Origin of the sequence: Providencia sp. PROV114, from assembly GCF_032704305.1 — a bacterium.
GTDB lineage: Bacteria > Pseudomonadota > Gammaproteobacteria > Enterobacterales > Enterobacteriaceae > Providencia > Providencia rettgeri.
Map to the genome: position 1 here is coordinate 194421 of NZ_CP120528.1, position 21614 is coordinate 216034.

Consider the following 21614-nt stretch of genomic DNA (forward strand, 5'->3'; position numbering starts at 1 on the left):
TGAGACAGAGATTTAGCTGATAGTAGGTGTACAGCGCACACCTACTATAAAGGTTGGCTTGGTTACACTGACTTACTGAGTTTCTCAGATTTTTCAGCTTGTTGTTCTTCCACCGATTTCCGGCTGTCTAAAAAGTGTTTGAGTACAAATAAAGCTGCCATCATGAGGTATGCGTAAACAAACATCAAGGTTGAACCAGTCGCAATTCCGACCGCTGGGGAGTGAATAATTCCGAAGAATACTAATATTGCCCCCGCAGCTGCAGCAATGGCTCCACGCAGTGGTTGATTGAGGATAGCAAAGATAGCAATACAGCCCCACAGCATACTGGCTAAAGGTGCTCCGTTACCTAAATGAACCAGACCTTGGTAATAAACCCCTTTGTGTAGCAAGGTTTCAACCCCAATCGCACTCGCAGAGGTGCCTGCTGCGCCCATAACACTATTAACCATCGTCAATGCCCAGTTAGCAATCCATGGGAATAGACAGATAAAGATAACGGGAACTTCAATTTTTGGTGTTTCTCGCACAACTTGGTTGGCGGTGACGACCCCGATGAATACCAATATCGGTACGATAGCGGTCATTGGAATGATAGCTAACATGAAGGCACCGATACCGAATAGTGGTACGATAAACATGGTGATACCGGATGCTAATGTATAACCCACGCTTGCTCCCATGGCTTTCCAACCTGCGTGACCTACGTAAACAGTGACAGGGAATGGGTTACCCATAAAACAGCCAACTGTCGATGATAAACCGTTAGCTAACATGACTTTACGCGTATTGTATTCATCACCTGCAGCATGCGCACTTTCGATATTTTCCAGGTCGAAGATATAGTTTGCTAAACCAAGTGGTACCGCTGATGCTAAGTAAGGCAGAGCGTGTGGCAGGCCTTGGAAGAAACTATCAATATGAATACCCGGTGGGTTGAAACCAAATGATGCCATTGAGTCTTTGATTGCTTCCGCACTTTGCAAGCCAGAAACCCATGCCAATACTGTACCGGCAATTAGCAGCAATAAGCCAGTTGGGATGCGAGCAAAAATCGGTTTTTTACCAAACCAGTTAATGAAGATTAATAACAGCACAATGAATGAAACCGTTGGGGCTTCAAACGCTTGCAGCATTGGGTTCATCGCCAGTAACAGTAACCCTAAACCGGACAAACAGGATAACAGTACGGTGCGTGGGATCATCTTACGGATGGTTTCACCTAAGAAAGAACCACCCACGAGGATCATCGACTCAACAAAACACCAAACCAGCGCGATTTGGATCGCAAATTCCGCATTCTGTGTGGTTTGGTAGACCGGCATGATAACTAAGAACGTCACTGTAAAGATAGAAGGCGCACTCGGCCCTGATGGTAAAGCGGTGACGTCATTGCGCCCGGTTTGCTTGATCATTTGCTGACCAAAGTAAGCATAGCTCACACTGGCAAGTAAAACAGCGAAACCAAAGGCGGGAGCGATACGACCGTAAACAATTTCAGATGGGATGCCGACAACGAAAATTAACAGGCCCATCATGGTGAGTAGGTTGGTTAGGTTGTTGGTCATTAAGCCGAAGTAGGCGGCCAAATCCCCACGTTTCCACTTGATTTTGAATATACTCATTTTAAGTATTCCCCTGTATACCCGTCATACTTTGAACCGCAGCGTTGTTGGCTGCATTCACTCGCCCTAGTCACATACTTATGTATGCTCCTAGGGTCTCGTTTACTTGCCGCCTAGCTGCAATTCAAATTATTTAGGGTATGTTCCTATATTTTGAGTTACAGCACTGTTTTTCAAATAAAATCAATCAGGGTATTCGTTTTATTTTTATTGCCCAACCGGAGTTGGGCGTCTTTTTTTATGGCTGAAAACTAAGCATATTTCTGTGCGTAAGACAGCATGGCCTTTTCAAAGCAATCAAACGGCGGGTGAACAATACCTGCGCCAATCATACCGATACCTGCATCTTTATGGGCAATCGCGGTGTTGATAACCGGTAGAATGCCGCTGGCAGAAACTTTTGTGATATCAATGGCGGTAGGGATACCCATAAAGCCCAATAATGGAATAGTGACATTCGGGTTTTCACCTAAGGTGATTTCACGCATTTGGCGAGAGAAATCGACCGCTTCTTCTACCGTACCACCAACCAGCGCAACGATGGCGGGTGCGGTTGCCATCGCAAATCCACCAATACCGTAGGTTTCTGTGATAGCGGAGTCACCGATATCTAAACCAGAGTCTTCTGGTTTGTAGCCCGCAAACATTGGGCCAATAACTTGCTGAGAAGGACCTGTGAACCATTGACCTGGTAACCCACTGATGCGTAAACCAAATTCATAGCCATTACGCGCCATGGTCGTAACAACGGTGCTGTATTCGATGCCGTGAGCCGCATCCATTGAGGCTTTACACATCGCCATCCACGTTGGGCCGGAGAAGTAATCGCTGCTTGCAACAAAATCAAACACTTCTTTTTGTTGTGCAACAGAGAAATCAGTTTGAATGATCCCTGTTGTAAGCGCTTGGATAAGTAAGGTTGTTCCTGCATTGTTACGGTTATGACACTCATCGCCCATATGCAGTGCTTGCGCAAGCATCAAACGTAGGTCGATTTCACCAACGATTTTCATTGCGTCGCGTAGCATTGGGCCTAAAACATCACGCATCCAATTTAAACGGTCGATGACGCTTTGGTCATTGGCACCCATGCGTAAGATTTTCGCCATTTGTTCGCTGAGGTTAGTGAACGCACGGTTACCATAGGTTTTGTTCTCAACAATGTGCATAAACATTGAAGCTGAAGTCACACCTGCCATCGAACCGACGCAATCATGTTCATGGCAAGGTGAGAAGATGATTTCACCGGAGGCCGCAACACGTTCGGCATCCGCTAAATCTTTTGCTAAACCTTCAAAAACCAGCGCACCGGTGACCGCACCTTTCATGGCACCACACATGTCTTTCCATGCTACAGGTGGGCCCGCATGTAAGATGGTGTTTTTGGTCATACCTGGAACCACATTAATCGCTTGGTCGTAACCGATTAACACAGGTTGAGATTGAATAATACGCTCAAGGGCTTGGGCGTTAGCCGCCGCAATTTTTTCTTGTAATGCGGCATTACCTTCAATTTGGTCAAGGGCGCGAATAACCGCAACGTTGCCTTGTCCTGGAGGTGTCCAGTTTAAATGCGTGACCGGAACATGTTGTTTTTTCAGGTCATCACTGAACATTTCGATGCCAACGTTGATGACATTTAATGGCTGCTTAAATAATGAAGTCATTATGCTTTCTCCCCTTTCCATACAAACTCACGCCCTAATAAACCGGTATTGGTGCTGCTACTTGCCCAGATGACTCCGGCATCTGTTAGCATTTTGACTTGCGCATCCATCGATGGGGTGTCTTGGTCAGTGCCCAGCACATAGCCTAAAATTTCTAATTCACGACCATCTTGTTTGGCGATGTTCTTCGCTTCTTTAATCGCGTCAATCATCACGCCCACAGGGTCTTCATGAGAACCAAAGCCTAAAACGAAGTCCATCATAATGACGCCCACTTCAGGGTCGCGAGCTTCTTGCAGTAAACGTTCAATACGGTTAGTTGGGTCGATCATTGGGTGTGGTTTACCGTTGGTAAAGTCGTCATCACCAAAATCGAGGAAGGTGTGTGCAATACTTTTATTGAGGTCTTTTAAGCGATAGTCAGAGTTTGGCTGAATATTGCTGTAAACATCATCGTATTTTTCCAGCGCGGCAAACATGGCTTCGTCACATAGCGTTCCACCACAGAATAAGCCTCGAATGTATTTCTGCTCAGGCTTCAGTTTTGCTCTGACTTCATCAATTAGCGGTAAATTGAGCGGGTGTAAATCTAAATCTTCTTTGCGAATACCGGTTAATAGAACAGCTTTCAGTGCTGCTTCTTTGGTGCTTTGGGCGAAGGTTAAACCCGGTTTGTCTTCTGGTAGTGGTTGGCTACCTAAGAAACACACAACAACAGGTTTATGGCATTTTTCCGCTTGCTCTAGCACTTTTTTGGCTACGCTAGGGGCTGGTGGCTTAGAAATCAGAGCGATAACTTGGGTTTCATCATCGGCATCGAGCATTTTTAGGGCATCAATCATCATGATACCGCCAATTTTTTCGCTTAAATCGCGACCACCAGTACCAATTAATTGAGAAACGCCTGCGCCAAATTCGTGAATACGGACGCTGAGCTCTTGGCTACCCGTACCGGATGCACCGATGATACCAATGCTGCCACGGCGTACATCGTTACCAAAGCACAGCGCAGTTCCGTTGATAATGGCAGTTCCGCAGTCTGGGCCCATCATCAGCAAGCCTTTCTTGCTAGCCAGCTGTTTGAGCGCGAGTTCATCTTCAATGGAGACGTTATCGGAAAACAACATAACGTTGAGGTCATTTTCTAAGGCAATGCGCGCTTCACGGGCAGCAAATTGACCGTTCACTGAAATGACGGCAAGGTTGGCATCTGGGATATGTGTTTTCGCTGAATTAATAGTGGCGTATTTAGCTTCATGCTGCCCGCCACCTTGATTTTTCTTATTAAATAACTCTTCGATAGCAATTAATGTGGCTTCGTTAGCGTCATCACTTGGGCCTTTAATGACAATCATTAAATCGCCATTTTTGGCTTCTTCTAATTCAGGTGTTAGTAACCCTAAATTACGTAAAACGCCTTTGTTCATCTCTGTTGCCATCGCGACAAACGCTTGTTCGACATTGTCGAGTTGATTGGCTTTTGTCGAAATAGACATCAGTGATACGGAATCAAAATAGGTATTCTTTTTTATGACAACTTTAGTCGACATAGTTTTCTCCGAAATAATGGGTGATATACAGGGCATCTCGCAAGCCAAATAGCATGTCGCTGCCAGAACTCGACCCGATATTTAAAATCTCTAAAAATTGTGGATAAATATTGGTTTCTTTCGCATCAACTAATGATTGAATTAATTGCTGCATATTTTCACGATATTCTCGGTTTAACGCTTTTTCTAATGTGATGGCACTGATTGGTGTCGTCTGGCCTAAGCTTTGGGTTATTCCCTTAAAAAATTCAGGGTAAAAAGTGGCAACCGGATGACCGATTAATAATAAAAATGCCATTAACCCAACTAAGTAATCATCTCCTGAAGGAGTTAGCCCGATACCCAATCCAACAAACTGGCGGATCACATAAACAATATTTTCTTTATTTTTCTTAATTATTGATTCAATCAATTCAGAGCGTAATTGAACCAATTGCTTCATCATAGAGAGATAAAAAAAGTTATCCCCCTGATATTTAAATAGAGAGCTTTTATTTTCAGTTAAGATTAAATCCAAACGATTTATTTGCTTTTCGATATATAATAAATAATTTGAATTTTTCAGTTTGTTATCGCTAAAGTTGATAACAGGTTGCCGCCATTCTTTACATAAAGAAAATGATAATAAATAATTATCACCAATCAATATTTCTTTATTTAATAAATTAATGGACTCTCCTTTTTTAATATTGAAAAGAGAAAAATTTTTATTTATTAATCGGCAACTATTTGGAGCATTATCTAATTGAGAACAAAGCAATGTATAAAGTGCATTATCAATAGAAAAGTTAATGGCTTTATTAAATACTTGTTCTATCGTTCCTTGGGGTGAGGGCTGATGCAACAGATTGAGAAATTGTGTATCAGCCGTTAGCCCGTATAACCTTTGCCGATGAGATATGGATGCGTTCACATGCCTCCTTATCTTATTTAGAGTCTATGATTTCGCTATGCCCCTGCTGCAATCAGTAACTCAGCAATCTCGCTGTAGCCTTTTTCATGTGCTAACTCTAATGGTTTTTTACCATATTTATCAGTCATATGAGGGTTCGCACCGTGGTCTAATAGTAATTTAACGATTTGCTGCTGTTTTTCGCCCCCATCGTTGAGCACGATAGCTTCTAATAGAGGGGTCCAACCAACAAAGTTGGTGTGATTGACATTAATATCGGTTTTTTCAAGTAGTTCGCGAACAATTTCCACGTGGCCTTTTTCACTGGCTGGTGTAATTCCCACACCACCAAAACGGGTTAATAAGTCTAAATTTGGTTTTGCAGGTAAGACAATGCGTAATAAAGTGAGGTCATTATTAAGACAGCTTAATAAAAAAGGGTTAAAACAGGTTTGGTCTTGTTTATTAATATCGGCCCCTGCATTAATGAGGAAAGAGACACATTCATAATGTTTGTTTAGGCTTGCATTAACAATCGCAGTGCGGCCTTGGCGGTTAGTGATATTAATATCCACACCTTTTTCGAGACAACTTTTTAATAACTCTAATTGTCCTTGTTCAGCTGCGGTTAAAAAATCGTGAGCGAGAGTACTGGCTGTCATCATTTCCCCTTAGGTTGGTTTATTGCTATCACCAACATAGATAAAGACAATTTAAAGATTATTTATGATGGTTAGAGCATAGCAATTGTCATTAATAAAAAGAATCCATTTAAATTTAATTCATCAATGGGGCATTTGATTATTGAATTTAATTCAATAATCTGGCTTTTTTGTGCGTGCGAGCATTCTTTTTTAGCGTTTTTTGATGATTTATGGCTATTTTGTGGTCCAAATTGTGTGATTTTTTTTGTTAATTAAAATCGAAAATCATGATTTACTCAGTTCTGTGATAGACATCAAATTGGAAGTTTTTAATTTGTTAAATTTGTAATTTTATTGATCGTGTCTGTATAGAATGTTAATACTTGGTTTGCCTATTTAATTCAATAATATTAGGTATTTCGAATATTAATAGTGACTTTAAAGGTAGGGTTTTTACTTGGGGAAAATGCATATCAAATTTAATCTATTCCAGTTGTTAATAATTCTGTTAAGCTATAAAAATATGCTCGAAAAATAATCTGATTTTTACGTTATTGAATTTTATTCACATAAAAACATGATTTGTCTAAATTTTAAACATTTTTGGCGGTGGGTATGAACTCAATTTTTACGGAAGAAAACTTACTGACTTACACAACAGCAGCGAAGTTTGCGAGTTTTAGTAAAGCAGCGGAAGAGTTAGGCGTGACCACCTCTGCGGTGAGTTATACCATCAAACGTATTGAAACCTATTTAGATGTCGCGTTATTTATTCGTAATACCCGTAATATTGAACTCACAGAAGCAGGGTATTATTTTTATCGTAAAGCAACCGACTTGCTCAATAATTTCCATTCCATTCAAAAAAGTATTTATTCTATTGAGCAGGGGATTGAAGCGCGGGTACGTATTTGTATTAATCAGTTATTATATACGCCGTATCATACCGCTAAGTTATTACAAATATTAAAAAAACAGTTTGCTACCTGCCACATCACTGTGACAACCGAGGTGTATAATGGGGTTTGGGATGCCATTATTAATAACCATGCAGATATTGCGATTGGTGCTCCGGGTACGTTGATGGATGGCGGTGGAATTGACTACACTGAAATCGGTGCGATTCACTGGCAATTTGCTATCGCAGCAACTCACCCATTGGCACTGATGCCAGAGCCCATCGCTGAGAGCCAGCTACGCCTTTATCCCAATATTATGGTGGAAGATACCGCGCATACCATTAATAAGCGGGTGGGTTGGTTGTTACATGGGCAAGAAGCAATTCAAGTGCCTGATTTTAATACTAAATGCCAGTGTCAGATATTAGGTGAAGGGATTGGGTTTTTACCCGATTATATGATCAAAGACCATGTTAAACATGGTTTGTTGGTAACAAAACAAATTCAGAACCCACGACAAGATTCCCATATGCTATTAGCCACACAACATTCAGCTACTGGGCTTGTGACGCAGTGGATCCGCAAAGAATTTGGTGAAAAGGGGGTTCTAGCAGAGCTCTACAGCGATCTCCTAAAACCCATCAATTAGTCTTATTGGCTAGCGACATCAAGGGCTTTATCGATAGCATCGGGGATCACTGAACCGTGGTTTTTGCCGTCGAATAACCTAAATTCACAGTGCCTTTGGTGGTTTGCAATCTCAGTGCAAACTTGGCGTGTGCTAATCCAACTTTTGCGCGCTTGGTAATTTTGCACTTGTTCAGCGCTCAGTTTGGATAAATCAGGGCTCTCTTCTAAACCGCCTAAAGTCACAAATAGAGGGGAAGCCGCTTGTTTCGCTGTCAGTTTCGCTAAATCTACCATACTTCCTTTACCCCACCATAATGACGGGCTGGCAGAAACATAAAACTGAAAATCATCCGGTTGTTGTTGGTACGCCATCAAGGTAAATAATCCACCAAATGAATGGCCAAATAGGGTTTGTTTGCTTTTATCAATAGGAAACTGTTTTTCTGCCCATGGGCGAATAGTGTCAGTTAAAAATTGGTATAGCGCAGGGGAACCGCCCCCTTGTTTAAATTCGTCACCCGCAACAGGGGGAGTATAGTCGTAGGTTCGCCATGCTTTTGGAAAGGCTTCGTCAATGGGGTAACCAATCCCAATAATAATCGGTAGTTTATCCGCTGGCAGCTTTTCAACTGCGCGATTAACCGCTTTGGGGTATAAACCATTACCATCAAGCATATACAGGATAGGGCGTTGTGCGGTGACATTATAGGGCACTGCACTGTAAATGCGCAGCGCACGGTCACCGTAAGTCATATCCGTTTGTTGGATATCATAAAATTGGCTGACTTGCTCGTCCATACTCGGGATAGTCTGGCTTGGGCGGGAAAATGCGGAACTGGTCATACACAGCAATATGCCACTTAATATGATTTTATTCATTTATTGAGTCTATTTAAGGGTTTTGAGGGTATACCTGAAACAGGCACACCCTCAGAGTTAATTAGAAGCTAACGTTAACGTTCGCCCAATAACGGCGTCCGTCTTCAACATCCCAGTTTCCATCAACTTTATCAATTTTAGGTCCTTTTTCATTACCAATATTTAGCACTGCAAAGTTCAGTTTGGTGTTTTTAAATAATTGGTAGGTTGCACCCACATCCATGGTGGTATAGCCACTACGATAGCGAGGTACTTTTGAGCCATTACGTTGTGCTGCCCACACCTGTTTTCCTTCATAATGCGCACGTGTGTATAAGGTTAGGTCTTCATTGAAGTTCCAATCCAATTTCGCATTAGCGATATGTTTTGGTGTTTTATCCAATGGATAGCCTTTTAAGGAAAGACCATTGCCTAATTTCTCATCATCACTTTTACGTTCTGAATCGGTGTATGTGTAATTTAGGTTGAGGTTCCAATCCTGTGCGATAGGAATGCCCGTTGCAACTTCAACACCTTTGATGTTCGCTTTACCCACATTGTCGTAGGTATATAACGTGAGATTAGGGTGGTTAGGATCGGCTTGATTAAGTGAGTAGCTAGTTAGCTTGTTTTTGAAGTCGGTATTAAAGAAGGTTAAGCTCGCATTAAAGCCAGATTCATGGTTATAGGCAATACTGATTTCTTCACTAACACTTTTTTCCGGTTTGAGGTCTGGATTACCGTAGATAATCCCGTTACCACCTTGGGTAGAGGTGCCATAGCCTTTACTGATTTCACGTAATGTAGGTGCGCGGAAAGCTGAAGAAACGCCCCCTTTAATGGTGATTTCATCGGTTAGGTAGTAAACAGCATAACCCCTTGGGTTCCAATGGTTACCATAGGTTTCGTGGTGATCTAAACGTAGGCCACCCGTTAAGATCAGATCATCTGTTGCGGTAAACTCATTTTCCACAAACAGTGCTGATTGATCGACTGACATACTGGTTTTTTCCATTACGCCTTTTGAAACCAAAGAGCTGTCTTTCAATTTAGAGTACTGGTATTGCCCACCAACGGTTAGGATATTGTCCGGCAGGAAAGCCACCACTTTTCCATCAACAACGGTGTTGGTGATTTCAGGTACGCGCGCCTCATAGCCGCCTTCCCAATGGCCTGTAGTTTGATTACGGTCTTGGGATTTTATTTTACGTTTGGTTTTTTCTTGGTAAACACTTAGCTCAGTATTAAAAGAATCCCACTCACCTTTATAAGTCAGAGCTGCATGGTTACGGTCGTTATGCCACTCTTCTTTAGAGTTATATTGCTTGTCTCCACCACGAATTTCATATTCAGCACCAGATTTACCTGGTGTCGATGTTTTCTCTTGAGTACTACGACCTGCTTCTAGTAAGAAGGTTTGGTTCTCTTGTGGTGTAAAGGTTAATTTAGCTGTTAAGCTGCGGTTATCACGCTGATGATGACCTTCTAAGATTTTATCTTCCTGACGGTAGTTACCACCACCATATAATTGCAGACCAAGTTTATCTTGAATTAATGGGCCAGACAGATAGAAGTTACCGTCAGTCGAGTTACCGCTATCACTGTTTTCTTGGATAATAGCCCCAGTGGTGACGCTGCCATGCCATTCATTAGTCACTTTTTTAGTGATGATATTGATAACACCACCCATTGCATCGGAACCATACAGGGAGGACATAGGTCCACGGATCACTTCGATGCGTTCAATCGCTTCGACAGGTGGCATAAAGCCTGCTTCAAAGCCACCGCTCCCATTAGGACGTGATTCACGGCTGTTTTGACGGCGCCCATCGACCAATATCAGCGTGTATTCGCCGGGTAAGCCACGGATATTAATATCTTGTTTGTTTGCAGCACCAACGACACTTACCCCTTCCACGTCTTTAACGGCGTCGGCGAGGTCACGGACAGGTTTATTTTGTAATTGGTCTGCACTGATCACGGTCACGCTAGCAGGAGCATCACGCAGTTGTTGCGAGAAGCCTGATGCACTGACGACCATGGTATCTGTTTTATTGTCTGCTGCTGTAGCGCTAAATGAAGATAAAGCCGCACAAACACCGGCGGCAATCAGGGTGTAGTGATATTGCGAAGTCATAGTTATCCCTAGTAAATATAAATGAGAATGATAATTATATTGTTTGCGAATATTATCACTAAAACATATCAAAAATAAATAATGAGCTAGCTAATTTATGAGCAATATTTGATCTCAGCTAAGAATTTTCACCTACGGTGTTTTCCCCTTTTACGATTTTTGTCAAGCTTAACGAAAAATTAAGGTTTAACTCTGGTTTATGGTGCTTGGTTGTGCGTGAATTTACTCTAGCGCTAGCATCTACTAGGGAAATTTGAGTTATATGAAACATACATTCAAAATTAGCCTGTATCCTTGGGGATAACCTCGTTAACCTAATGAATAATATTAAGTACTGGTAAAGAGATAAAAGCTGCCCGAAAGGCCAGCAATTACCAACGTACTTCGTTACTCTATTAAGCACCGTATTGAGTTTATTAATGTTGTATTGATGAGGACAAAAATGAAAATCGAGACAATCAGTGGTATTAAAAAGCAAGCGGCAGCCCGCGATAAAAAATGAAAACTCCAAGTTAAGAAATCATAAATATGGTCTAATAAATAGAAATATTCAATCAAAAAAAGAATATCAATAATTGAGTGACGGAATTTTTATCATAATAAATATCATTTGAACTATTTCATTAATTTTTATCGTTAATCTAATTAAGAATGAATTTCATTGTTTTGATAATAAACATTAATCTAATGTTGAACTCTGATTCCCTTTAATTATTTGTTTTATATCAATGAATTAATTTTTTTGTTGGAATTAATTTAATTGTAAATTATTAACTATTGCTTTATTACATATACTTCGTAAATATAGAGGGAGAATTAATATTGATTTCAGACCTTGAGAGTTATTATGAGTCAAGAAACCCATTCAGAAACACATAATCAAAAAACGACTAATGAAAAACGTAGAACAATATGGATAGTGATAGCCACAATAATTATCATTCTATTATTTGTCGCCTACGGTGTTTATTGGTTTTTAGTTTTACGCTTTCAAGAATATACCGATGATGCTTATGTATCTGGCATACAGATCCCGATAATTGCGCAAACAACAGGTAATGTCACTCAAGTTAACTTTGAAAATACTGACTTGGTAAAGGCGGGGGATGTACTGGTTGTATTGGATAAAACGAATGCGCAATTGGCATTTGAACAAGCCAAACATGATTTAGCGACCACCGTACGCAAAACCAAAGAACTGTATATCAATGGTGATGAGTATCAAGCGCAAATTCAAAAAAATCGTGTGACACTTGCGCAAGCGCAAAAAGATTATCAACGTCGTGTAGCTTTAGGCCGCAGTGGTACCATTTCGAAGGAAGACCTGCAGCACGCCCAAGAAGCTGTGCAACTTGCGCAGGCGGCTCTGGATATTTCTATTCAACAATATAATGCCAACCGCGCATTGTTGCGTAATACGGAGCTCAAAAAACAACCTGCGATTCAGCAAGCCGCTGATAGTGTACGCAGTGCGTGGATAAACTTACAACGTACTGAAATTAAAAGCCCAATGACGGGATATGTTTCACGGCGTAATGTTCAAGTTGGCTCTCAAGTCAGTCCGCAAAGTTCTTTAATGGCGATTGTGCCTGTTCAGCCTGTTTGGGTTGATGCGAACTTCAAAGAAACCCAATTAGAAAAAGTCCGTATTGGGCAACCCGTGACCATCAACAGTGATTTTTACGGGGCAGATATTGTTTATAACGGTACCGTGGTTGGGCTTGATATGGGAACTGGTAGTGCTTTCTCATTATTGCCTGCCCAAAACGCGACAGGGAACTGGATTAAAGTCGTACAGCGTTTGCCTGTACGTGTTGAATTAGACCCAGAGCAGGTGGCAAAACACCCGTTACGCATTGGGTTATCTATGAATGTCACCATCGATATTAAAGATCAAAATGGCCCTGTTTTAGCGGAAGTACAGCGTACAGTACCTGCATTTGAAAGTGATGTGTTGGTCTTAAACTTAAGTGATGTCGACCACATCATCGACACTATTATCAGCGATAACGCAGACTAGCTTGAAAGGAGCCGTTGTGGCAGATATTCAACCACTTAAGGGTGCAAAACTGGTATGGGCAACCATTGCGTTGTCCCTTGCGACCTTCATGCAGGTGCTTGATTCCACGATTGCTAACGTGGCTATCCCGACGATTGCAGGTGACCTTGGGGTTTCTATGTCTCAAGGGACATGGGTAATTACCTCGTTTGGCGTATCGAATGCAATTTCTATCGCTATTTCAGGTTACTTGGCGAAGCGCTTTGGTGAAATTCGTGTTTTCTTATGGGCAACGGCGCTTTTCACCTTATTTTCATTACTTTGTGGCTTTTCCGATAGCCTTGGTATGCTAATTTTATACCGCGTATTGCAAGGTGCCGTTGCAGGGCCGGTGATCCCACTTTCTCAAAGCCTTATCATGCGCTGCTATCCGCCAAAAATGCAAAATATGGCGTTAGCATTTTGGTCTATGACCATTATTTTAGCCCCTGTATTCGGTCCTATTTTTGGTGGTTATATTAGTGATAATTTCCATTGGGGCTGGATATTCTTTATGAATGTGCCTTTGGGAATTTTTGTCATTATAGTTGGCTCTATTATCTTCAAAGGGATGGAGTCGAAGGTCGTGAAAGTGCCATTCAATGTGATTGGCTTGGCGCTGCTTTCTGTGGGAGTGGGTTGCTTACAAGTTTTGCTCGACAAAGGTAAGGAACTGGGATGGTTGGCATCTAATGAAATTGTCATCTTAGCCGTTGTTTCAGCTATTGCGTTGGTATTCCTCGTTATTTGGGAACTCACAGATAAAAACCCAATTGTCGAATTATCGTTATTTAAATCGCGCAATTTTACCATCGGAACGATTTCTGTCAGTTTAGCGTATATGGCCTATTTCGGCGCTATTGTCTTGTTGCCGCAACTTTTACAGGAAGTTTATGGCTATACGGCAACATGGGCTGGGCTCGCATTGGCGCCTATAGGCTTATTGCCTGTGTTGTTTTCGGCTCCAGTAGCAAAATTATCCGATTTTCTTGATATCCGCTGGATAGTGACCTTTAGCTTTGTATTTTATGCGATTTGTTTCTTCTGGCGTGCATATACTTTTGAACCGAGCATGGGCTTTTCTGCTGTTGTTTGGCCGCAATTGGTGCAAGGAATGGCAGTAGCTTGCTTCTTTATGCCACTGACCACATTAACCCTTTCAGGTTTACCGCCTGAAAAACTCGCTTCGGCATCGAGTTTGGCTAACTTTTTCCGTACCTTAGCGGGTTCAATAGGGACTTCTATTACCACAACGCTGTGGAGTGATAGAGAAGCCGTTCACCATAGTCAATTAACGGAATTTATTACCGATTATAACCCTGAATCCTTAGGGATGTATAAAGAAATGGCAGCCCATGGATTGAGTACCGAACAGACTTCTGGTTTTATTGCTCAGCAAATTACGAGCCAAGGATTAATTATTGCTGCAAATGAAATTTTCTGGTTATGCGGTTGGGTATTTATTGCGCTGATTATTACTGTTTGGTTTGCTAAACCGCCATTTGGTAGCAAAGCGAAATAATGGATGGGGCTAAGTATTTTAGCCCCATCTAGCTTATAGCTGGGATTTAGGAATAACATTCTCAAAACTCAAGACAGGCCGGTTCGTTTCGACTTCTTTGAGGGGCTCGACTTCTTTAAAGGTGTTTAAGCAGCGCGTGACTAAGTCTTGATAATCTTTGGTTCCGCTGGTTTTCCATGCAATTTCCTTTTCTGATAAGGTGCGAAGGACTTTTGCAGGTGTACCCACGATAAGACTATTATCGGCGAAAATTGCCTCGGCTTTGATGAAGGCACAAGCACCGACGATAGAGTTCTCGCCAATAACGGCCCCGTCCATAATCACACTGTTCATTCCGACTAAGGCATTACGCTTGATATGGCAACCATGCAAAATCGCCCCATGGCCGATGTGCCCATCTTCTTCCACGATGGTTTCATACTGAGGAAAACCATGCATCACACAGTTATCTTGCACATTGGCGCCATCTTTAATGATTAAGCGACCAAAGTCCCCACGTAAGCTGGCGTTTGGGCCAATGTAAACATTTTTGCCAATAATAACATCACCAATCACCACAGCAGTAGGGTGCACAAAACTTTCAGGACTGACGACGGGCGTAATACCATCGATTTGATAAAAGGGCATACAGGCTCCTGTAATGTGTATTTAGGCGGCTATATCTCTGAGTACTCCACCAAAGCGGCGATAATAAGCGCTGGATGGTTGAGGAAGCTCCCCGACAGTGGTTTCGCACTGTTCAGAAACATATTGGGTTGCCGCTTGATCAATGCGTTGATAAATGTTGGTACAAAGATGGCGTGCAATATGGCCTTCCCATTGTGCAGGAAGGAGTTCATCTGGTAATAACGGGTCTTTAAGCGTGACACGGCGGTAGAAATGGATCAGCAGTAAACGTAGCTGAAAGCAGTGTTCAGGGGAAATCTGTGTGTCAGTATTTTCTTTAAGGAGTAATGCAAGTGGCCTAAATAAGGAAATAAACTGATGATAATGTTCTGAAATATCTTGCAAAGACCAAGCATGAGAAACCAGTTCTTTGAGATTTTTTTCTGAGCGGCTATAGGGGTAATCCGCGTGAAAATAGATGGCATTTTCAGTGGCATTGAGTTCATTGAGTAGTGTCGGTACATCACTTTGGGCACAACTGGGTGCTGCCATGAGTGACGTATTAAATTGCCCGAAACCGAGCCAACTCAGTTCCTTTTTTAATCTGATCTTTTCGTCTTTATCCGCCGTTTCAAGGAGGAGTAAATCCCATTTTCCATCCCAATCAGGCTGCCCGGCTAGATAAATTTTATTTTCTGCACGGCGAAAGCGACTTTGCCCGCGCTCAGAAATACGGTAATAGCTGCGACGGCCAATTTTTTCGACATCAAGCCAACCTTCTTTTTGTAAGCGAAAAACGGAAGTTCGGACAAAGCGGTCAGTAAAGCCCATGGGTTCTAACAGCTTAGTCAAGCTTCCTAACCACACTTCACCACCACGATGATGCAAAGCATCACCATAGAGTGAGCTAATTAGAGACGTCCCACTAATGGGTTGGCTTGCTATTGCATGTTGTATGAATTGGTTAAGTTTATTTTCCATTTATATTTTATCTATAAAATTTATGTATCAGAAGGCTTACTAAATAGTAGACATAAATTTAAAGGTTGTCTTCCATTACCTGTTTTAACACTTTCTCAGAGATTAAGGCATATCAGAGTAGTTCATTCCAATATGCCTTAATAATTTGAATTAAATCGCAATTCTAGTATCAATTACCCGTTCAGCTTTGCCTTGAGAGCGTGGAATATCACCGCAATTTACAATACTAATACGGGTGCTAATACCTACCATCGATTTGATTCGATGCTTTAAATGGTGGCAGATATTACAGCGTTCATCATAAGTGAGCTGTTCAGGGTGTTTGAGCTCAACACGAACAGATAAGTTGTCCATATTGCCTTGGCGACCAATTTCTAATTGGTAATGAGGGGAAAGCTCCTTAAATTGCATGATTTGTTCTTCAATTTGAGAAGGAAACACATTCACGCCACGAATGATCATCATGTCATCGGAACGTCCGGTAATTTTACCAATTCGACGCATGTTACGATTGACCCCCTGCATCAGGTGGGTAAGGTCACGTGTTCGGTAACGAATAACAGGCATGGCTTCTTTTGTCAGGGTAGTAAACACTAACTCACCATGCTCACCCGCCCCTAATGGTTTTAAGGTATTGGGGGAAATAATTTCTGGATAAAAATGGTCTTCCCAGATAGTGGGGCCACTCTCTCCTGAGTCTGCGCACTCCATAGCAACGCCAGGCCCCATCACTTCAGATAAACCGTAAATGTCTAATGCTTTGATACCAAGACGGGTTTCAATTTCTGTTCTGAGGGATTCAGTCCAAGGTTCAGCACCAAAGACACCTAATCTAAGTGAGCACTTACTAGCATCTCCACCCATGATTTTTTCAAGCTCATCAATAATACTCAAGCAGTAAGAGGGCGTTACCATTATCACATCGGGTTTGAAATCAGCGATCAGTTGCGCTTGTTTTTCAGTTTGCCCACCTGACATAGGAATAACTGCGGCTCCTAGGCGTTCTGCGCCATAGTGAGCCCCTAGCCCTCCGGTGAATAAACCATAGCCGTAAGCAACGTGGACTTTATCACCTCGGACAGTGCCAGCAGAACGTAAACTACGCGCAATCAGGTCAGCCCAGTTATCGATATCTCGCTGGGTGTAACCGACCACAGTTGGGCGCCCAGTCGTTCCTGAAGAGGCATGAATACGGATGATTTGGTCCATTGGCACAGCAAAGGTGCTAAATGGGTAGTTTTCACGTAAATCCTGTTTGGTCGTGTAAGGAAATTTTTCGATATCGCTGAGTTGTTTGAAATCGTCAGGGTGAACCCCTGCATCATCGAATTTCTTGCGATACATGGGGACATTTTCATAGGCGTGAGTGAGTGTCCACTTCATTCGAGAGTACTGTAAAGACTCGATCTCATCTCGCGATGCAAATTCAATTGGGTCGATGCTATCTTGTATATTGCTCATAATTGCCTGTCCTCATAATTATTATGGTTACCAGTTCACGCTAATGAATGACGTTTCTGGTATTTGCCTGAGCAGGTGTCGGGTTTTCAGGCTGTTTTTATTTGTATTAAGATGTTGTTCAGACTCGTTCAATAATCATTGCTATCCCTTGGCCAACACCGATACACATGGTGCATAATGCATAGCGACCTTGTCTGCGGTGTAGTTCATTGATAGCGGCAATAACAAGCCTTGCTCCACTCATTCCAAGTGGATGGCCTAGTGAAATTGCCCCTCCGTTTGGGTTAACGTGTGAGGCATCATCAGGTAAACCAAGCCCCCTTAAAACGGCGAGTGCTTGCGCGGCAAAGGCTTCGTTTAGTTCAATAACATCCATTTGTTCGATGGTGAGCCCTGCCATTTTTAATACTTTTTGCGAGGCAGGGAGTGGACCGATCCCCATCAATCTTGGCTCAACGCCGCAAGTGGCTGTAGCGATGATACGAGCCCGCGGTGTTAACCCTTGTTGTTTGGCGATAGTGTCGGATGCGATAATCAGTGCGGCGGCTCCGTCATTAACACCGGAAGCATTACCAGCCGTTACAGTCCCGTTATCGCGAAATGGGGTTTTTAGTTTTTGTAATTGTTCAAATGTCGTTTCTGCTCTTGGATGCTCGTCTTCACTGACGACGTATTCATTTTTACGTTGTTTAACCGTTACAGGGATGATTTCTTTCGCAAAAATACCGTTAACTTTGGCAGTTTCAGTGCGTTGTTGGCTACGTAATGCAAAAGCATCTTGGTCTTCACGGCTAATTTGGTAAGTTTCTGCCACATTTTCCGCAGTTTCTGGCATCGAATCTGTGGAAAACTGTTGTTCCATCAACGGGTTGATAAAGCGCCAGCCAATAGTGGTATCAAATACTTGCGCTTGACGAGAGAATGCAGATTCTGGTTTACCCATCACAAACGGCGCTCGGCTCATGGATTCGACGCCTCCGGCAATCATGAGCCCAGACTCACCAGCTTTGATACTTCTTGCCGCTAATGCTATAGCGTCTAGCCCAGAACCACATAGGCGGTTAATGGTGGTACCAGAAACAGAAACAGGTAGCCCAGATAACAGCCCCGCCATACGTGCTACATTACGGTTGTCTTCCCCTGCTTGATTTGCGCAACCTAAAATGATGTCGTCAGTTAATGACCAATCAAGTTGCGGGTGCCTTTCCATTAAGGCTTTTAATGGAACAGTGGCAAGGTCATCAGGGCGTAATGATGATAAAGCACCACCGTAGCGGCCAATGGGAGTGCGGACACCATCACAAATAAACGCATCTATCATGATTGTTCTCCTGTTAAACGATGGCCTAACCGATGAGAACGACCGTGGAACAGCGCAAGCGTTTTACCATCTTGGTTAGTTATCTCGACTTCATATAAACCGTTACGTTTACCTTGGTGTTTCATCGTGGCGGTCGCGGTAAGCAGGTCACCTTCAAAACCGGGACGAATAAAATCAATGGAGCACATGGAAGCAACGGCAGCATGCCCTTGGCTATTACAGGCGTAGGCAAACGCGGTGTCGGCAAGGCTAAATAATTGCCCTCCGTGGCAGGTTTTATGGCCATTAAGCATCTGTGCTGTGATCGGCATTTTCAATTGCGCAAAACCTTCCTCGACTTTTTCAATGGACATACCCATCGCTTTTGCGCATGCATCATCACGGTACATAATGTGAGCTGATTGCTGAGCCAGCGTAATGTTTGGCAATGAAATCATGGTAGCTCCTTGAAAGTTAAAGATTGATAACCTGCGGCTAATTGCCTTAAAAGTGGGTTTGGCCGATAACGACTGTCTCCATAAAACTGAGTCAAATTTTCAAGTACTGACAGCACACGTTGCCAGCCTAGCTGCCTACCCCAAGCGAGTGGGCCTTTAGGGTAATTCACGCCAAAACACATGGCATTATCGGTATCTAATGCCGTTGCAATTCCTTTATTGACGATATCTAACGCTTCATTGCATAGCATCGCGACTGTCCTCATGGTTAACAGCGCTGGGTAGTCTGGTAATACAATTACGTGTTTACCTAATGATTGAAAAAACGCGATAGCTTGCTGATTTTGTTGCGCATTATTTTGCGATGCACAGCTTAACGTGATGGTTGTTGCGGTAAGGTAATTTACCGATAAGTCAAAATGCACGACGGCTTGTTTTTGTGTTTGCGCATGTGACGATGCCAATTCACCATTTGTTAACATAATAATAACGCCATTAACAATAAGTGTCGGGGATTGATCAGAATGTTGTGTTAATCCTTCGAGAGAGATCCCATTTTCAGTTAAAAGCCGCGCGAACTCAGGAAATATCTGCCAGTTGCCATGCGCTTTTATATTTTGGGGCTGCTCAAGGTGAATTTTTTCTGCAATTGAAGGTAAAGGTTGAGGTTTATTATCATCATAATGATAAAACCCTTGCTTCGATTTACGGCCTAAATGGCCTGCTTGGACTAATTCCAATTGCATTAATGAGGTTTGAAAGCGTGGGTCATAACCGAAGGCCTGAAATACTGATTCAGTTACCGCATAGTTTACATCATGGCCAATTAAATCAGTTAGTTGTAGTGGGCCCATGGCAAAACCCCCAGCGTCACGTATTGCGCTGTCTAATGTGGCAGGAGACGCAATTTGTTCTTCAAGGGCACGCATTGTTTCGGCGTAGAAAGGCCGAGCCACTCGGTTGACAATAAAACCGGGGGTGGAACGGCAAATTACGGGGATTTTTCCAAATGATAAAGTTAGGGCTTTTAACTGTTCAATGACGGTGTTAGATGTTTCTAGCCCTCGAACGATTTCAACTAATTTCATCACGGGAGCAGGGTTAAAGAAGTGCAGACCCGCAAGACGCTCGGGGTGTGTTAGCTGCCGCCCAATAGCGGTAATCGATAATGAAGATGTATTACTGGCAAATAGCGTATTTTTGCTGCAAATCGCTTCTAACTCACTAAAAATTGCCTGTTTTATTTCCAGCTTTTCAGCAACGGCCTCAATGACTAATTGCGCATCTGACAGTGCCGAGAGGCTTTTTACCACTGCGATTTTTGCGATAATTGCCTCAGTGACCTCTAGTTTTGCTTTCCCTTGCTCAACACGTTTGCGTAAACGTTGGGTCATCGTTGATAAACTACGGCTTAACACATCTTGGTTCACATCAAACAGCAAGACAGATAACCCCGCGGTTGCTGCCACTTGTGCAATGCCAATCCCCATGGTTCCTGCGCCAATTACCGCAACGGTGTTGATAGTATGATTCAAAGGTAATGTCATGGTTAGCATCCTTTGAACTGGGGTTCACGTTTATTTAAAAAGGCATTGACCCCTTCGCGATAATCTTCACTTCGACCGCCAAGGCGCTGCAAGTCACGCTCAAGGTTGAGTTGCTCATCGAGAGTATTGGTTGCCGCGGCATAAATGGCTTTTTTGATAAGCCCTAAACCATAAGTCGGTTGGGTTGCAAGGTGTTGTGCGAGCTGTTGAGTGGTATTAATGAGTTCTTCATTTTCAGTGACCTGCCAAATCATTCCCCACTGTAATGCTTGCTCCGCACTTATTTTATCGCCTAATAATGCCATCCCCATTGCCCGTGCATGGCCTGCTAATTGAGGTAAAAACCAGCTTCCTCCTGAGTCAGGAACCAAGCCAAGGCGGCAAAAAGATTGAATAAAACTGGCATTTTTTGCGGCAATGACAATATCGCCTGCGAGTGCAATGGCGGCGCCTGCACCTGCGGCCACACCATTGACCGCGCAAATAATCGGTTTCGGTAATGCGGTTAGGCGGCGGATCAAGGGGTTATAGTAAGTTTCAACGGAGAATCCGAGATCAGGAGCGTCACTGCCCACGCTCACATTGCGATCATTTAGATCTTGTCCGGCACAAAATCCACGGCCTGCACCGGTGATCACTAAACAGCGTACGGTTTCATCGCGTTCCGCTATTTTGATAGCCTCACTGAGTTGGCGATGCATCTCATCATTAAAGCTATTCAGCCTATCAGGGCGGTTGAGAGTGATGGTGAGAACCCCATTTTCTAACGTAGTGAGGATCATTGCTTCATTATTCATGA

Annotated in this window: 17 protein-coding genes; 3 read left to right on the forward strand and 14 right to left on the reverse strand. The window is 42.8% G+C overall.

Features of this window, described 5'->3' with window-relative positions; genetic code table 11:
• Nucleotides 1-62 precede the first annotated feature (62 nt).
• The 5 genes from P3L37_RS00880 to P3L37_RS00900 form a co-directional block, all read right to left on the reverse strand.
• Complete coding sequence (locus P3L37_RS00880; protein WP_004266166.1) at nucleotides 63-1625, reverse strand: hypothetical protein; 1563 nt, start codon at nucleotides 1623-1625, stop codon at nucleotides 63-65.
• Between the two features lie 251 nt (nucleotides 1626-1876).
• Nucleotides 1877-3292 (reverse strand): DUF1116 domain-containing protein, encoded by a 1416-nt coding sequence (locus P3L37_RS00885; protein ID WP_109912345.1) that lies wholly within the window; start codon nucleotides 3290-3292, stop codon nucleotides 1877-1879.
• Complete coding sequence (gene fdrA / locus P3L37_RS00890; RefSeq protein WP_109912346.1) at nucleotides 3292-4842, reverse strand: acyl-CoA synthetase FdrA; 1551 nt, start codon at nucleotides 4840-4842, stop codon at nucleotides 3292-3294. The genes P3L37_RS00885 and fdrA overlap by 1 nt, the downstream gene beginning before the upstream one ends.
• Nucleotides 4832-5755: a DUF2877 domain-containing protein gene (locus P3L37_RS00895; protein WP_109912349.1), complete on the reverse strand. Its 924-nt coding sequence runs from the start codon at nucleotides 5753-5755 to the stop codon at nucleotides 4832-4834. Before P3L37_RS00895 ends, fdrA begins: the two co-directional genes overlap by 11 nt.
• Before the next feature lie 35 nt (nucleotides 5756-5790).
• Nucleotides 5791-6396, reverse strand: a complete 606-nt coding sequence (locus tag P3L37_RS00900; RefSeq protein WP_109912352.1) for an ankyrin repeat domain-containing protein — start codon at nucleotides 6394-6396, stop codon at nucleotides 5791-5793.
• 597 nt (nucleotides 6397-6993) lie between these two features.
• On the opposite strand from P3L37_RS00900, the gene P3L37_RS00905 reads away from it, so the two are divergent.
• Nucleotides 6994-7926, forward strand: a complete 933-nt coding sequence (locus P3L37_RS00905; protein WP_109912354.1) for a LysR substrate-binding domain-containing protein — start codon at nucleotides 6994-6996, stop codon at nucleotides 7924-7926.
• Between the two features lie 2 nt (nucleotides 7927-7928).
• Here the strand turns inward: P3L37_RS00905 and P3L37_RS00910 are convergent, their stop codons facing one another.
• Nucleotides 7929-8786, reverse strand: coding sequence for an alpha/beta hydrolase (locus P3L37_RS00910; protein ID WP_042851465.1), 858 nt, complete (start codon nucleotides 8784-8786; stop codon nucleotides 7929-7931).
• A gap of 61 nt (nucleotides 8787-8847) precedes the next feature.
• Complete coding sequence (locus P3L37_RS00915) at nucleotides 8848-10902, reverse strand: TonB-dependent receptor domain-containing protein (RefSeq protein WP_004266158.1); 2055 nt, start codon at nucleotides 10900-10902, stop codon at nucleotides 8848-8850.
• An 847-nt stretch (nucleotides 10903-11749) separates the two neighbouring features.
• Here P3L37_RS00915 and emrA point away from each other — a divergent pair.
• Together emrA and P3L37_RS00925 are read left to right on the forward strand one after the other, a co-directional pair.
• On the forward strand, nucleotides 11750-12922 hold the full coding sequence (emrA, locus tag P3L37_RS00920) for a multidrug efflux MFS transporter periplasmic adaptor subunit EmrA (RefSeq protein WP_272667470.1): 1173 nt from the start codon (nucleotides 11750-11752) through the stop codon (nucleotides 12920-12922).
• A gap of 16 nt (nucleotides 12923-12938) precedes the next feature.
• Complete coding sequence (locus P3L37_RS00925) at nucleotides 12939-14462, forward strand: DHA2 family efflux MFS transporter permease subunit (RefSeq protein ID WP_109912362.1); 1524 nt, start codon at nucleotides 12939-12941, stop codon at nucleotides 14460-14462.
• Between the two features lie 33 nt (nucleotides 14463-14495).
• Here the strand turns inward: P3L37_RS00925 and paaY are convergent, their stop codons facing one another.
• From paaY to paaG, 7 genes are all read right to left on the reverse strand, one after another.
• Entirely contained in the window at nucleotides 14496-15089 is a 594-nt protein-coding gene (paaY, locus tag P3L37_RS00930) for a phenylacetic acid degradation protein PaaY (protein ID WP_004266156.1), read from the reverse strand.
• A gap of 21 nt (nucleotides 15090-15110) precedes the next feature.
• Nucleotides 15111-16049 (reverse strand): phenylacetic acid degradation operon negative regulatory protein PaaX, encoded by a 939-nt coding sequence (paaX, locus tag P3L37_RS00935; RefSeq protein ID WP_109912363.1) that lies wholly within the window; start codon nucleotides 16047-16049, stop codon nucleotides 15111-15113.
• Nucleotides 16050-16199: 150 nt separating this feature from the next.
• Entirely contained in the window at nucleotides 16200-17510 is a 1311-nt protein-coding gene (gene paaK, locus P3L37_RS00940) for a phenylacetate--CoA ligase PaaK (RefSeq protein ID WP_109912365.1), read from the reverse strand.
• A gap of 118 nt (nucleotides 17511-17628) precedes the next feature.
• Nucleotides 17629-18831 (reverse strand): 3-oxoadipyl-CoA thiolase, encoded by a 1203-nt coding sequence (pcaF, locus tag P3L37_RS00945; RefSeq protein ID WP_109912368.1) that lies wholly within the window; start codon nucleotides 18829-18831, stop codon nucleotides 17629-17631.
• Complete coding sequence (paaI, locus tag P3L37_RS00950; protein ID WP_004266152.1) at nucleotides 18828-19268, reverse strand: hydroxyphenylacetyl-CoA thioesterase PaaI; 441 nt, start codon at nucleotides 19266-19268, stop codon at nucleotides 18828-18830. The genes pcaF and paaI overlap by 4 nt, the downstream gene beginning before the upstream one ends.
• Nucleotides 19265-20815: a 3-hydroxyacyl-CoA dehydrogenase gene (locus P3L37_RS00955; protein WP_272667471.1), complete on the reverse strand. Its 1551-nt coding sequence runs from the start codon at nucleotides 20813-20815 to the stop codon at nucleotides 19265-19267. Before P3L37_RS00955 ends, paaI begins: the two co-directional genes overlap by 4 nt.
• Before the next feature lie 2 nt (nucleotides 20816-20817).
• On the reverse strand, nucleotides 20818-21612 hold the full coding sequence (gene paaG, locus P3L37_RS00960) for a 2-(1,2-epoxy-1,2-dihydrophenyl)acetyl-CoA isomerase PaaG (protein ID WP_110731478.1): 795 nt from the start codon (nucleotides 21610-21612) through the stop codon (nucleotides 20818-20820).
• Nucleotides 21613-21614: the final 2 nt, after the last annotated feature.

Coding starts and splice junctions, on each gene's coding strand:
- paaK (WP_109912365.1), bottom strand. CDS start 17,510: ATGAGCAATATACAAGATAGCATCGACCCAATTGAATTTGCATCGCGA.
- paaY (WP_004266156.1), bottom strand. CDS start 15,089: ATGCCCTTTTATCAAATCGATGGTATTACGCCCGTCGTCAGTCCTGAA.
- P3L37_RS00915 (WP_004266158.1), bottom strand. CDS start 10,902: ATGACTTCGCAATATCACTACACCCTGATTGCCGCCGGTGTTTGTGCG.
- P3L37_RS00955 (WP_272667471.1), bottom strand. CDS start 20,815: ATGACATTACCTTTGAATCATACTATCAACACCGTTGCGGTAATTGGC.
- P3L37_RS00885 (WP_109912345.1), bottom strand. CDS start 3,292: ATGACTTCATTATTTAAGCAGCCATTAAATGTCATCAACGTTGGCATC.
- P3L37_RS00880 (WP_004266166.1), bottom strand. CDS start 1,625: ATGAGTATATTCAAAATCAAGTGGAAACGTGGGGATTTGGCCGCCTAC.
- paaG (WP_110731478.1), bottom strand. CDS start 21,612: ATGAATAATGAAGCAATGATCCTCACTACGTTAGAAAATGGGGTTCTC.
- paaX (WP_109912363.1), bottom strand. CDS start 16,049: ATGGAAAATAAACTTAACCAATTCATACAACATGCAATAGCAAGCCAA.
- fdrA (WP_109912346.1), bottom strand. CDS start 4,842: ATGTCGACTAAAGTTGTCATAAAAAAGAATACCTATTTTGATTCCGTA.
- P3L37_RS00910 (WP_042851465.1), bottom strand. CDS start 8,786: ATGAATAAAATCATATTAAGTGGCATATTGCTGTGTATGACCAGTTCC.
- P3L37_RS00900 (WP_109912352.1), bottom strand. CDS start 6,396: ATGACAGCCAGTACTCTCGCTCACGATTTTTTAACCGCAGCTGAACAA.
- P3L37_RS00905 (WP_109912354.1), top strand. CDS start 6,994: ATGAACTCAATTTTTACGGAAGAAAACTTACTGACTTACACAACAGCA.
- emrA (WP_272667470.1), top strand. CDS start 11,750: ATGAGTCAAGAAACCCATTCAGAAACACATAATCAAAAAACGACTAAT.
- paaI (WP_004266152.1), bottom strand. CDS start 19,268: ATGATTTCATTGCCAAACATTACGCTGGCTCAGCAATCAGCTCACATT.
- pcaF (WP_109912368.1), bottom strand. CDS start 18,831: ATGATAGATGCGTTTATTTGTGATGGTGTCCGCACTCCCATTGGCCGC.